The following is a 14,012-nucleotide window of genomic DNA, read 5'->3' on the forward strand; positions in this document are numbered from 1 at the left end:
AGTTTTTTTCTTGGTAGAATTGAAAGCGCTACAAAATGGTTCGGATATTCGGGGAATTGCTTTGGATACGGAAGAGCAAACTGCAACATTAACCGCAACAGCAGTAGCCGAGATTGCGGTGGGCGTGGTTCGTTGGTTACAGGACAAAAAACAGCTGCCACGAAAGGCACAACAGCGCCTGACAATTGCAATCGGACATGATAGTCGTCTAACGGCGGAGCCGATTAAGCAAGCATTAGTAGATACGTTTCTTTCATTAGGTATTCAGGTGATTGACGTTGGTTTAGCTACGACGCCTGCTATGTTTATGGCTACTCAATTTCCAACGCTTCAATGTGATGCAGCGATTATGATTACAGCTAGCCATTTGCCTTATTACTTTAATGGCTTGAAGTTCTTCACAGCAGAAGGTGGAGCAGAGAAAGAAGATATTCGGTATATTTTATCTCATACTGATCCGCTGACGGCCAATGAAAATGGCACACTGATGAAGCAAGAGTTACTGCCAATTTATGCGGAGCATTTGGTGGAAAAAATCCGCCAAGGAATTCATTCGCCAGAAGAGAAACCTTTACAGGGCTTTCGAATTATCGTTGATGCGGGTAATGGGGCTGGGGGCTTCTTTGCGGAGCAGGTTCTTCAAGTTTTGGGCGCTGATACGACGGGATCACAGTTTTTAGAACCAGATGGGCATTTTCCTAATCATGTACCTAATCCAGATAATTCTGAAGCAATGAAAAGTATTCAAACAGCTGTTTTAGCTAATCAGGCAGATTTGGGCATTATTTTTGATACAGATGTAGATCGTTCGGCTGTGGTGGACCAATCAGGTGAGGTACTAAACCGAAATAATTTAATTGCTGTTTTAGCGGCAATTGTTTTAAAAGAAGCGCCTGGTAGTTATATTGTGACAAATTCGCCAACCTCAAGTCATTTAAAAACATTTATTGAAGAAAAAGGCGGCCAACAGATTCGTTATATTTCTGGTTACCGAAATGTCATTAATAAAATGATTGAATTGAATCATGGGGGCTTTCAGACACCGTTAGCCATTGAAACCAGTGGTCATGCAGCGTTTCAAGAAAACTACAATCTGGATGATGGTGCATATGTCGTGGCAAAAATTTTAATGTTGTTACCAGAATTGAAACAAAACAATCAAACGTTAGGTGATCTGATTGCTACATTGAAGCAACCGGCAGAAACCAACGAATTTCGCTTCAAAATTACTGCGGAGGATGTTACTTGTTATGGGCAACAAGTCTTGCGAGACTTTGAATTGTTTGTAGAAAATCAAGCAGACTTTGCTGTGGACCGTGAAAACCAAGAAGGTGTTCGGGGAAACGTGTCTGGTCAATATGGCAGTGGTTGGTTTTTGCTACGCTTAAGTCTGCATGAACCGTTGCTTGTTCTTCAGGTAGAGAATGACCAAAGCGATAAAAATGCGTGTGTCATCGAAAAAATTGCCACTTTTTTACAAAAATATGAGGAAATAGATAGTCAGCAAATAGAAAAATAATCTAGGAAATTAAAGGTGTTCTTATGGAAAATGTCTTAAAAGGAAAACACATTGGCTTTTCTCATTTTAGAGAAGAATATATCGAACATATTGCAAAACAGCAATGGGATAATGAATTGCTTCGGCATTTGAGCTGGGATGCTTTACATCCGTGGGGGCTTGAAGAATGGAAAGATTTCACGATTAATAAAGGAGAAGATGATCGATTTCTATTTGCTATTTTAGAAAATACGACAGAGAAATTTATTGGTTGGGTCTCGTTGTCTGATGTACAGTTGAAAAATAGAGGGGCCAATTTAGGGATTGCTATTTTACAAAAAGAGCAACGAGGTCAAGGATATGGCTTTGAGGCGGTGTCTTTAATTTGTAAATTTGCTTTTTATGAATTGGGCTTGCACAAAATCAGATTAGCTGTCAATAGTAACAATCAAAAAGCGATTCATGTTTATGAAAAAGTAGGCTTCAAAAAAGAAGGAATTGATAGAGAAGCGTTATTTCAAGATGGCCAATGGCTGGATATCTACAATTACGGAATTTTACAAAAAGAGTGGCTACAAATGATTAAGGCTGAGAGTTAGCTCAGGAACTGTTTAACACCAAGACACTGAGCAAACGCAGATATGCCGTTCTCAGCAGTGAATGTGAGGTAAAATAAAAAAACAGAAGAAATCGGCGGTTACCGTCCGATTTCTTCTGTTTTTTTACCATAGGCCAGGCGCTGCAGTCACAACGATTTGTTTTTTTGTAAACGGATGGAGTAAATGAAGTTTTGAAGCATGGAGCATTAAACGAGCTGCCTGCGATTTTGGGTTGTATAACGGATCACCAATAATTGGATGCCCTTCGCTAGCTAAATGGACCCGAATTTGGTGCGTCCGACCTGTTTCTAAAACACAGGTAACTGCAGTTTGATTATTAGAAAGAGCTTGGACCACTTGGACATGTGTAATCGCTGAATCCCCTTTTTGAGGATCAATCCGTCGTTTCCGGCAATCATGTCGATCACGACCGATCGGCTGATTGATTGTCTGCTCTTTTTGGTTAAAGTGACCAGCCACAATCGCTTGATATTGGCGGTAAATTTGTTTTGTTTCTAATAAACGCCCTAAAATAGGTAAGACAAAAGGATTTTTAGCAAAGACAATCGCACCACTGGTTTCTTTATCTAATCGATGAACGACATAAGGGACCTGATTTTTCTCAGCTAAATAGGCAGCAACATGATTTAACAAGGTGTCTGTTTCCTGTGGCTGATTTGGATGGGTTTTAATGCCATAAGGTTTATTTACAATCATTAAATGTTCATCTTCATATAGAACCTTCACACGCGTTGCTTCCCCCAAATGAATAGTGGGACGTACATAATCGGTTTCTTCAAACGTTAAGGTGACACAATCGCCAGCTTGGACTGGAAAATGAAAAGCAGCTGTTTCTCCGTTGATTTTGACATTTTTTCGCGTGCGTAAAAAATGGCGCACTTTTCGAGGGACTAGCCACTCATTTTCTAATAGTTCTTTTACAGTCATTGTTGAAAAATTTTCAGGTAATCTCATTGAATATTCCACCAAATCCCACCTTTCACTGATTCGCTATTTAGTGTAACAAAGCTACTCAAAAGGTCAAGTCAGAACGGAAAAAAAGCTGAAATTTGTTAGAAAGGCAGTTCCTTGAGAGATTCTTAAACAAATTTACATAAAAAACGAAGAAAAGCATGATAGAATAGAGGCTAAATAAAGACTCGTTTCTAAACGTAAGCAATTATTTACCTCTAGTGAAGGCCATATTTCCTTTGCTATAGCGAAAAGACCATTGAAATTGTTTTTCAAGAATTTTTCATGCTTTAGACCTAGGTCGTACCCACAAGAATATGGTAGACTTAGCCAAGAAACGTAAACAGAGGGAGTACTATGGACAATCTTAAACAATTTTTTAGTAAAGTCGGTGTCGGATTACGTCATTTTTGGACGTGGATAAAGCCTTATTTAATACAATTCCATCAAGCCAGAAAGCGGATTTGGAAAAAGTATCAAATCAATAAAATTTTCTTGTTAATTGGTTTGGTAGTCGCTTTAGGTGCCAGTATTTATTTATTTTACTTAGCCAAGTCCGCAAACGTTGAGACCCTAAAATCGGGGCTAAGTGAATCAACACGCGTTTATGATGAATCAGGAAAAGAAGTCGGAAAGTTATTCGGGCAAAAAGGGACTTTTGTGGAACTGGATAATATTTCTCCTTATATTCAAGATGCGGTTATTTCAACTGAAGATCGCGGGTTTTATCAACATAAAGGGTATTCCATCAAAGGGATTGCCCGTGCGGTTGTTGGAAAATTGACCTTCGGGAAAATCGGTGGCGGTGGTGGCGGAAGTACAATTACGCAGCAATTAGCCAAAAATGCTTACTTAACGCAAGAGCAAACGTTAGATAGGAAAGCCAGAGAATTATTCTTAGCGATTGAAATCGAAAAGAAATATTCGAAAAAAGATATCTTGGCAATGTATTTAAATAATTCTTATTTTGGTAATGGTGTCTGGGGCGTGCAAGATGCAGCTCGTAAATACTTTGGCGTGGATGCGTCCCAAGTTACAGTGGGGGAAGCCGCAACGCTAGCGGGCATGTTAAAAGGGCCAGGAATTTATAACCCAATTGATTATATTGACAATGCCACAGCGCGACGGAATACCGTTTTACAACTAATGGTCGACAATAAAAAACTATCTCAAGAAGAAGCCAATCAAGAAGCGAGTGTTAACTTAGCGAGTCTATTAAATGACACCTATGTTGGCGACGAAAATAGTTACAAATATCCATATTATTTTGATGCGGTAATTGATGAAGCGGTCAATCGTTATAAATTTAAAGAAGAAGATATTTTAAATAAAGGATACAAGATTTACACTTCTTTAAATCAGGGGTATCAAGATGCGATGGATGCAACTTATAAAAATGATGCACTATTTCCACCCAATGCAGAAGATGGTGCCATGGTTCAAAGTGGCTCTGTAGCCATTGATCCGAAAACCGGCGGCGTGCAAGCACTGGTGGGCGGTCGAGGAGAACACGTTTATCGAGGCTTTAACTTTGCAACGCAAACAAAACGTTTACCAGGCTCGTCCTTAAAACCAATTTCTGTCTATACACCAGCTTTAGAGGCTGGCTATAAACCAGACTCTGTTTTAGAAGATAAACCACAAGATTATTATCCAGCGCAAAACTATAGCCGAACGTACAGTGGAGAAGTTCCTATGTACCAAGCCTTAGGAGAAAGCTTAAATTTACCAGCGGTATGGTTATTACATCAAATTGGTTTAGATAAAGGCTATGAAAAAACAGAGAAATTTGGCATTCCATTATCAGAAAAAGATCGATATTATGGTTTAGCACTTGGGGGATTACAAACGGGTGTTTCGCCACTAACCATGGCGGGAGCTTATAGTGCCTTTGCCAATGAAGGCTATAAAACTGAAACGCATTTAATTACAAAAATCGTCGACTCAACTGGCGCAATTGTAGTTGATAATACTAAAGTCAAGAAAGAGCAAGTCATTACCAAAGATGTTGCAGATGGGATTACAAGTATGCTACTAGGGGTCTTTAGTTCTGGGAGCGGGGTCAACGCACAACCAGCAGGCTACGTAATGGCTGGTAAAACAGGTACGACAGAAACCAACTTCGATAGTAGTAAAACGAACGATCAGTGGGTGATTGGTTATACACCAGAAGTTGTCATTGCTACTTGGCTAGGCTTCCAAGAAACCAGTAAAACCCATTATTTGGAAGGTAGTAGCGCCACATATGCCTCTCAGGTGTTCAACAGTCAAGCCAGTGGCATCTTGCCACAAGTCAAACAAGCACAATTTCCTGTCGCGGATGCTTATGCCACAGGTGGGAAAGTTGTTGATAGCAACGATAGTTTAACCGGTGGTGCCAATTCTAATTGGCGGGATAACTTAAAAGACTTTGGAAACTCTGTTCAAGATGGCGCTAGCAATTTCGGAGATACATTGAATGAAGTTGGGGGACAAATTAAAGACGGCGCGAAAAAAGTCAAAGACAAGATTGAAGGAATTTTCGGAGGCTTATTAGGAAATTAGTTGGGAAAACCTAAGAGAAATGGTACAATAAAGATGAAACTATTGAGAAAAGAGGGATTCCATTGAGTAACATTTATGATACAGCCAATCAGATTGAACGTGAACTACGTGAGTTAGACGAATTTAAAGCATTACAAGCAGCGTATGAAGAAGTAAAAGCAGACGAAGCAGCTTACACATTGTTTAAAGAATTCCAAGGATTCCAACAAGGACTACAAGAAAAACAAATGCGCGGCGAAGAATTCACGGATGAAGATGCTGAAAAAGCACAAAGCATTGCAACGAAAGTGCAAGAAACAGCAGTTATCAACGAATTAATGCAAAAAGAACAAGCGTTTAGCTTAGTTGTCAATGATTTAAACCGAATTATCATGACTCCTGTGCGTGATATGTATAACGATTAATTTATGTAATTGAACTCTGACAAGTTGTCTATAAGACAATTTGTCAGAGTTTTTCTTTTACTGAAAATAAAAAAACGAACAAATTTTCGTATGTTTTTACTGACCAAGCTGGCAGAAAATGATATGATAAAGGAAGGAGAAAAGGAGGGGAAACGATGAAACTATTGCATACAGCTGATTTACACATGGATCGGTCTTTTGAAGGGTTAACTGGGATCCCGACAGCCTTAGCGAAGCGCTTAAGAGAAGCTAATCAACAATTGTTAATGAACATCGTAACAGTTGCCATTCGAGAAGCGGTGGACTTGGTTATTTTTGCAGGAGATACGTTTCATCAAAGTCAGACCTCTATTTCAATGCAAGCCCAATTGATGGCCGCATTAGAACAGTTGAAACAAGCAGAAATCCCTGTGATTCTAACATTTGGGAATCATGATTACTATAAAAAAGACCGCTATTGGTTTTCTTTTCCAGACAATGTTTTTTTATTTGAAAAAGAAATGGTTGAGACACTGTATTTTGAAACGAAAGCGGGCGAACAAGTGGCTGTTTCGGGGTTTAGTTATGAGCATCCCTGGATTGATGAAAATAAAGCACTAGAATTTCCTATCAAACAAGCAGATTCTGACATTCATATTGGGATTTATCATGGAGACACCAGTCGGAAAGCGCAACAAAATTATGCTCCGTTTACATGGAAGGATTTAAAAGCCACTGGCTATAATTATTGGGCATTGGGCCACATTCATCAGCCGCAAATTGTTAGTGAACAACCGCTAATTGTTTATCCTGGAACACCTCAAGGACACACGAAAAAAGAACAGTCTTTACAAGGGGTTGCAGTGGTCACACTTTCCCAAAATCAAGCGACTGTTCAATTTGAAAAAGTCGCAGAAATAGATTGGACGAATGAAGAAGTATCGCTTGCGCAATGCCGTGACACCCAAAGCGTTTTGTCTTATCTTGAAACCAGTTTGCTGACGAAGTGGCATGCGCATCAGCAACAGCAATTGATGGCGTTGACACTGAAAGAAACGCAACATTTGGATGTGACCGTGGTGCAAGCCATTGTCAATGGTGAACTATTAAGCTACTTACAGCAGCAGCTTTTACAAAAAACGCAAGGTGATTTTTTTGTTTATCGCCTAATATTGCAAGCAGAGGAACCAACGAAAGAACCGATCTATTTAGCCGCTAGTCCCAACTTATTAACGGCATTAGAAAAAACATACTTAGATCCAGTTATTTTTGAAGATACCACCAAGGAATTGTTACGTTATCCAGAATTTGCTGGAATTTTTTCAATGGATGAGCAGTGGCGATTAGAGAGCTTGCGCCTAGCACATGAGCAAATTAATGAAGACTTTACTATTCAGGAGGACCCACTATGAAATTACTCGCAGTAGAGATTGTGGGCTTTGGAAAATGGCAACAACAGAAAATTACATTTGAATCTGGTAATCAATTGCTGTACGGCGCAAATGAAGTTGGCAAGTCCACATTGTATCAATTCATTCAAGCAATGCTGTTTGGGTTTTCCACAAAGGGCAAAAGAAAACGCGATTACGCACCTAAAAATGGTGGCTCGTATGGTGGTCGTTTGTGGTTGGAACATCCTGTGTTTGGGGAAGTTCAAGTCGAGCGTTTTAAAGAAAAAAATAAAGGGCAAGCAATCATTTATTATCAACAACAAATGGGGGATGAAAAAACCTTACAGCAAATGTTACATCCGCTAACGAAAAAGTTATTTCAAGAGGTTTTTACTTTCCAACAAGAACAATTAATTACGAGTGACAAGTTAACAGAAGAGGAACTGCAAACATCCTTGTTAGCCATTGGTGTTTCTGGTAGTCAACAACTTTTGACTTACCGAAATGCGTACTTTAAAGAAGCACAAAAAATCTTTAAAGGTAAAGGACAGCAGCCATTACTCAATCAGAAGTTGGCGGCGTATCAAGAACTAAAAGAGCAAATTCAAGAGAAAGAAGCGCAGCAACAAACTTTTCAACAATTAGAAGAAACGATTCGCGAAACAGAACAACAGCGAGTGACACTGCAACAGCAATTAAAAGAAACGCAACAGGGCTTGTTACAGGTTGCGGAACAGCAACGTCACTTTCCCTTGTACGAAGAATGGCAGTCGCTACCTGAAGAAACAGAGAACGTTGTTTTAGTAAAAGAAGACCAAGTGCAATTAGAAGAAACCTTTCAAGAATATATGTACCTAGACAAAGAACGACAACGTTTGACCAAAGAGTTATCTCTTCAGTCAGAAGCGCTCGATGTTCCAGAAGGCTATGCTTTTTACCTAGAACAAGAAGCATTAATTCAACAATTGTTGAATCAACGCTATGATATGCAACAATTGATGACGGAATCGGAATGGATGACCCAAACCTTTGAGCAAAATCGTCAAGAAATGGTCCTTTTAGAGAACGAATGGTCATGGTCGCCTGAACGACCACCACAGCTTTTTTATGACAACGAAACCGTTCAAAAGTGGCGCCAACAACAAGTTGCGTATACGCAAGCTCTTCAAAAAGGCCAAGAACAAAAAGCATTCTTGGCTTCTCAAATTGAAAATCTGGAAGCCCAGTTAACGGATTTTGAAAAAGCGCATGCCGCATTTTTTGGTGAAGCGACACGTGCTCAAAAAGCGCAGAAAACAAGTCAACCACTTTGGTTATTGCTAGGAAGTATCCTTGCATTACTCGGGTTCTTTTTGCCAAGCCCTTTAAAATGGGGCCTAGTTCTCGTGGGAGTTAGTTTTATCGCGAAAGAAGTGCTTAGCTACGCCACTAGAAAAGAAGCTTCCTCTGATGAAGTGAAAGAAGAATGGCAGACGAAACTTTCGCAACTAGATTATCTAAATGAACAGTTCCAACAAGCGCTGAATCAAGAACGTGAGGTACAACTGCAAGTGGAACAACTTGAACAAGCAGTAGCGGAGCAAGCCCAACTCCATCAATTAGGAAAAATGAATCAAATTGATACTTTAATGAATCAGCGGGAATTGATTACGCGCTATTTATTGCTTGTTCAAACAAATGAAGAACTCATGAGTCAATTGAAGGAAAATCAACAAAAACGCCAAGTATTTGAAGAACAAGTCTTCCCATTGATGACGCATTTACCCTTACAAGGAAAAAGTCTTTCCGAAAAATTACACTTTTTAGAAGGATTTGCTGAAGAAATGGAGAAGGTTCGCTTTGCTCAGGAATATCAAGCAGATGGCTATCTCAAACAGCAGTTACGAGAGTTGAAAACTAAACAGCAAGAAGCATTAACACGAATTCAGCCTTTACTAATTCGTTATCGGATTCTATCAATCGCTGATGTTCCAAGTAGGATTCAACAGCTGACCACTCAGCAAGCTCAAGTTGGTCGTGGGCAAGAATTAGCGACACAATTAGGCAATCTGTTTCCAGAAGCGGTAACAGAAGCAGCGTTAAAAGACCGTTCTTTACAACTGGCGCAGCAACAAGCACTGAAAGAAAGTCAGTTAAATAAAATACAAGAACAGTATCAAGCGCTGATTTATGAAAAACAACAATTAATGACGGATGGTACCTTAGATGAGTTGTATCAACGACAAGCAATTTTAAAAGCGGAAATCAAAGAACTAGCTCAACGTTGGTCTGGGTATCAACTAGCGGGACAACTGTTAATGGACCTATTAACAGAGCTTTCGGAACAACAATTGCCCAGCTTATTACAGTATGCATCAAGCTACTTTGCACTTTTAACAAATCAGCGTTATCAATCAATCCAAGTAGCCGAAGGTCAACTAGTTGCGGTGACGAAAGAACAAGAAATGTTTTATTTACATGAATTATCAACTGGCACTAAAGATCAATTGATGATGGCTGTTCGTTTTGCCTTTTTAGCAGTCCAAGGCGAGCAACTGATTTGTCCAATTATCATTGATGATGGCTGGTTACACTATGATCATCAAAGAAAAGCCCAATTAGCTGAATTATTTACTAAATTTGGTCAAAAACAGCAAGTCATTTGTTTTTCTTCTGACCAAGAAATGGTAATCTATTATCAGGACTTACAACAAAGAGTAATTGCGTTAGAAGGAGGAAGCGTCAAGTGAAAAAATTACGTGAATTAACAGTAGAAGAACTTTTTGAATCATTTGTTCTAATTAAAAATGCCGATGTACGTGTAGCTAAAAATGGGAAAAAGTTTATTGCCTTTACCTTTCAAGACACATCTGGCACGATTGACGGAAAATATTGGGACGCCTCTGAGGATGAAATTACACGATTTACTGCGGGGAACGTTGTTTTACTGAATGGGAAACGAGAAGTTTATCAAAACAAACCCCAAGTAAAAATTTTACACATGCGTTTAGCGACAGCAGAGGAACCAAGCCAGCCAAGTTTATATATGGAACGAGCGCCTTTGAAAAAAGAAGAGATGGTCGAGGAAATCAATCAAGTGATTTTTGAGATTACCAATGCTCATTGGAATCGTATTGTGCGCTATCTCATGACGAAATACCAACAAGAATTTTATGAATTTCCTGCAGCCAAACGGAACCATCATGCTTTTGCGAATGGCTTAGCTTACCACACTGTCTCAATGTTACGCCTAGGCAAAGCAATTGCTAAGGAATATCCTGAAATTAACACGTCACTATTATACGCGGGGATTATTTTACATGACTTAGGAAAAGTTTTAGAATTATCTGGCGCTATTACGACAGAATATACGGTGGCAGGGAACTTAATTGGTCATTTAGTTTTGGTGGATGAGGAAATTACCAAGGCGTGTTTGGCTTTGAAAATTGATGATCGAGAAGAAGACGTTGTCGTTCTTCGGCACATGGTCTTAGCCCACCATGGATTGTTGGAATATGGCTCACCTGTGCGACCAAGAATTATGGAAGCGGAAATCTTACATCAAATTGATACCATGGATGCGTCCATTCAAATGATGCTAGGGGCAATTCGTCAAACACAGCCTGGGGAGTATACGGAACGAATCTTTGGTTTAGATAACCGCAGTTTCTATGTGCCAAAAGATAAATAAAAAAAGGGGGTGGTCAATTGACCACTCCCTTTTGTATGTTTATTTAGAAGAAGATTCTGTTGTTTTACTTGAAGAATCTGTTGCTTTTTCAGAGTCGCTTGTTTTGGTATCACTTGTTTTAGAATCACTTGATTTTGATTCTTTTTTCTCTGAAGAAGCGCTTGAAGATTCAGTTTGCATGTAGCCTGCTAAAGCATTCTTGAAGGCATCATCTTTAATTTTCACATTGGCCGCTTTTAATTCGTCACTAATAACTTTTGCTTGGAATGTTTGATCGGCTAATTTTGTCTCTTCAGCAATTTTCTTGATCTCTTTTTCATAAGGTTTCATGTCATTGCCTTTTGCTTTGTTTTTCGTCATTTTCACTACATAGTAAGTTGTTTGGTACGTTTGTGCGTTTGTTGCAGCAATTGGTTCTGATACTTCGCCATCTTTTAGTTTGAAGGCTGCTTCTTTAACTTCGGCAGGAACAGTTGTTGATTGTGAATCAAATTTAATTTTACCGCCGTCTTTTTTCGTTGCAGCATCGGTTGATTTGTCTTTGGCAATTTTTGCGAAATCGCCGCCGTCAGTGATTTCTTTCTTGACAGCTTTTGCATCATCTTCTGAAGCAACTTGGATAATTTGTGCTTCTACTTCTGGATGGAAGCTTGCCCAAGCTGTTTTTAAGTCTTCATCTGTAATTTTCAAGTGATCTTTCAAACCTACTTGCATTGCTTCGGCTTGTTTTAATTGTTTCTTGAATGATTTTTCAGTTAAACCAGCTTGTGTTAGTGCATCAGAGAATTTTCCGCCTTGCGCTTCCACTTGTTTTTTAGCGTCATCAAATTTCTTTTGAATGGCTTTGTCAGTTACTTTGTCGCCATATTTTTCTTCAAAGACTTTATAAATAACCATTTGGCTAAACGCTTGTTGGCTCGTACTTTGTTCTTTAATTTGGTTATAAAAATCATCAACAGTAATTGTTGAACCTTTCATTGTTGCGATATCTTTTGAACCGCTTGAACACGCTGCTAAACTAAAAACGGCCATTGCGCCCGCTGCAGCTAAGATTAGTTTTTTCTTCATTCTCTTATGCACTCCTGTTTTTTTTAGTTTTATTTCTGTTATAACTATACCATACCTCATTTTGAAAAAGAAAGAGTCTCAGGCATAGTTTCAAACAAAATTCGTATTTACGTCACACTTTTTATTTTTTTAATAACAAAAGAAATAATTAACATCAAAGACTTTACTTTTGCTTGTTGGTTTGTGTGTCAGGTAATTCAGCCGTAATTTTGGCAATTTGTTCTTTAATTTGAGCAATCCGAGGTTCCGCTTGGAATTTGAAATCAGTAATTTCTTGTTGCAAATCTTTTGAAAATTCAGTTGCCAGTGGAACGTTTTCTTCGACAACTGCCAAGTTTCGTTGCACCTGATCCCAGTCATTCGTGACTTGATTTTTCAGTGAACGATAATCTTCTAGCTCATTGATTAAATGTTGGCGTGTTTCTTTCCCGCTTCTTGGAGCAGCCAACAAACCGCCAATGGTACCGGCAGCTGCGCCAAAAAAGAGGCCTTTAATAAATTTTTTCATTTAGTTCACCTGCTTTGCAATAGTCTCAGCAATTTCTTGCATCGCTTCGGCGGAATAGTCCTCTTGATGGTTGCCAAAATGAATAGAGAAATCATCTTCTTTTGAATAACGGGGAATCAAATGAACGTGGGAATGGAAAACGGATTGATAAGCCACTTCCTTATTGTTATTTAAAATGTTTAATCCTTCCATTTCTGGAAAAGCTTTTTCTAATGCTCGTGCTACTTTAGGAATACGTGCAAAGACGTCACTTGCTAAAACGTCATTATATTCAAAAATATCAGCAACGTGTTGTTTTGGAATCATTAAGGTATGTCCTTTGGTCACTTGTGTGATATCTAAAAACGCATAGACTTTCTCGTCTTCATAGACTTTATAACTTGGGATTTCGCCGTTGATAATTTTACAAAAAATACAATCATTCATGAAAAATTCCTCTTTTCTCTAGGTTCTTTCCTTTACTTTACCACAAGTTGATTTCTCTGTGGATGAAAAAGTACGTGAGTTCGCTAAAAAGTTCGTTTCATTTCGTGTATAATAAGAGAAAGAAAAAAATCCATTTAATTAAGGGAGTAATTTTTGAATTCTTGGTTCGCTTAGGGTTTAATAATGGTAGAGAGAAAAGGTTGGAGGCAAAAGAAATGAGCTTAACAATTGAACATTTAACAGGAGGTTACGGCCATATTCCTGTCTTAAAAGATATTAATTTTGACGTCAAGTCTGGTGAAATGGTTGGTTTAATCGGCTTGAATGGTGCGGGGAAAAGCACCACCATCAAAAATATTATTGGGTTACTTACGCCGCAAAAAGGCAAAATTATGATTGACGGGGAAACATTGCAACAAGCCCCTGAAGAATATCGTAAAAAAATCGGGTATATTCCGGAAACACCTTCTTTATATGAAGAATTAACATTGAAAGAGCATATCGAAGTAACGGCCTTGGCTTATGATATTCCATTAGAAGAAGCATTCAAACGAGCGGAACCATTACTAAAAACGTTCCGCTTAGACAATAAATTGGAATGGTTTCCTGCTAATTTTTCAAAAGGCATGAAACAAAAAGTCATGGTACTTTGTGCATTCTTAATTGAACCGAGTTTATATATTATTGATGAACCTTTTCTAGGCTTAGATCCTTTAGCAATTCATGCTTTATTAGAATTAATGGATACGATGCGTAAGCAAGGGGCAGCGATTTTAATGTCCACGCATATTTTAGCAACAGCTGAAAAATATTGTGATCGCTTTGTGGTGCTACACGAAGGGAAATTACGGGCAAACGGTACAATGGCTGAATTACGTGCAGAATTTAATTTACCAGAGTCTTCTTTAGATGATATTTATCTTGCCTTGACGAAGGAAGAAAAGGTGGGGTAA

Annotated in this window: 12 protein-coding genes; 8 read left to right on the forward strand and 4 right to left on the reverse strand. The window is 38.8% G+C overall.

The genetic code is table 11. The annotated features are described in order from the left end of the window. Nucleotides 1-10: 10 nt before the first annotated feature. Together IGL23_RS02385 and IGL23_RS02390 are read left to right on the forward strand one after the other, a co-directional pair. Nucleotides 11-1,519 (forward strand): phosphoglucomutase, encoded by a 1,509-nt coding sequence (locus IGL23_RS02385; protein WP_002398142.1) that lies wholly within the window; start codon nt 11-13, stop codon nt 1,517-1,519. A gap of 23 nt (nt 1,520-1,542) precedes the next feature. After that, nucleotides 1,543-2,097, forward strand: a complete 555-nt coding sequence (locus IGL23_RS02390; protein WP_002361240.1) for a GNAT family N-acetyltransferase — start codon at nt 1,543-1,545, stop codon at nt 2,095-2,097. A 123-nt stretch (nt 2,098-2,220) separates the two neighbouring features. Here the strand turns inward: IGL23_RS02390 and IGL23_RS02395 are convergent, their stop codons facing one another. After that, complete coding sequence (locus IGL23_RS02395) at nt 2,221-3,084, reverse strand: RluA family pseudouridine synthase (RefSeq protein ID WP_033594557.1); 864 nt, start codon at nt 3,082-3,084, stop codon at nt 2,221-2,223. A 342-nt stretch (nt 3,085-3,426) separates the two neighbouring features. Between IGL23_RS02395 and IGL23_RS02400 the strand changes: the two genes are divergently transcribed. The 5 genes from IGL23_RS02400 to IGL23_RS02420 all read left to right on the forward strand — a co-directional run bounded on the left by IGL23_RS02400 (nt 3,427) and on the right by IGL23_RS02420 (nt 11,057). Further along, the gene (locus IGL23_RS02400) at nt 3,427-5,613 is read left to right on the forward strand and encodes a PBP1A family penicillin-binding protein (RefSeq protein ID WP_430619670.1); all 2,187 of its coding nucleotides are present in this window, start codon (nt 3,427-3,429) and stop codon (nt 5,611-5,613) included. 62 nt (nt 5,614-5,675) lie between these two features. Then, on the forward strand, nt 5,676-6,017 hold the full coding sequence (locus tag IGL23_RS02405; RefSeq protein WP_002355518.1) for a YlbF family regulator: 342 nt from the start codon (nt 5,676-5,678) through the stop codon (nt 6,015-6,017). A gap of 155 nt (nt 6,018-6,172) precedes the next feature. After that, a complete protein-coding gene (locus IGL23_RS02410) occupies nt 6,173-7,408 on the forward strand; it encodes a DNA repair exonuclease (protein WP_010824411.1) in 1,236 nt (411 codons plus the stop codon). Continuing rightward, complete coding sequence (locus IGL23_RS02415) at nt 7,405-10,116, forward strand: ATP-binding protein (RefSeq protein ID WP_033594559.1); 2,712 nt, start codon at nt 7,405-7,407, stop codon at nt 10,114-10,116. The genes IGL23_RS02410 and IGL23_RS02415 overlap by 4 nt, the downstream gene beginning before the upstream one ends. Next, nucleotides 10,113-11,057, forward strand: coding sequence for a 3'-5' exoribonuclease YhaM family protein (locus IGL23_RS02420; protein WP_002355522.1), 945 nt, complete (start codon nt 10,113-10,115; stop codon nt 11,055-11,057). Before IGL23_RS02415 ends, IGL23_RS02420 begins: the two co-directional genes overlap by 4 nt. A gap of 39 nt (nt 11,058-11,096) precedes the next feature. On the opposite strand, the gene IGL23_RS02425 is transcribed toward IGL23_RS02420, so the two are convergent. The 3 genes from IGL23_RS02425 to IGL23_RS02435 all read right to left on the reverse strand — a co-directional run bounded on the left by IGL23_RS02425 (nt 11,097) and on the right by IGL23_RS02435 (nt 13,059). Next, complete coding sequence (locus IGL23_RS02425) at nt 11,097-12,125, reverse strand: peptidylprolyl isomerase (RefSeq protein WP_033594561.1); 1,029 nt, start codon at nt 12,123-12,125, stop codon at nt 11,097-11,099. Nucleotides 12,126-12,288: 163 nt separating this feature from the next. Continuing rightward, nucleotides 12,289-12,633: a YtxH domain-containing protein gene (locus tag IGL23_RS02430; protein ID WP_002355526.1), complete on the reverse strand. Its 345-nt coding sequence runs from the start codon at nt 12,631-12,633 to the stop codon at nt 12,289-12,291. Further along, nucleotides 12,634-13,059: an HIT family protein gene (locus IGL23_RS02435; protein WP_002355527.1), complete on the reverse strand. Its 426-nt coding sequence runs from the start codon at nt 13,057-13,059 to the stop codon at nt 12,634-12,636. It lies immediately after the preceding gene. A gap of 215 nt (nt 13,060-13,274) precedes the next feature. Here IGL23_RS02435 and IGL23_RS02440 point away from each other — a divergent pair, with 215 nt between their 5' ends. Next, nucleotides 13,275-14,012, forward strand: coding sequence for an ABC transporter ATP-binding protein (locus IGL23_RS02440; RefSeq protein WP_002363160.1), 738 nt, complete (start codon nt 13,275-13,277; stop codon nt 14,010-14,012).

This window comes from Enterococcus sp. MSG3299, from assembly GCF_050555765.1.
Classification (GTDB): Bacteria; Bacillota; Bacilli; order Lactobacillales; family Enterococcaceae; genus Enterococcus; species Enterococcus faecalis.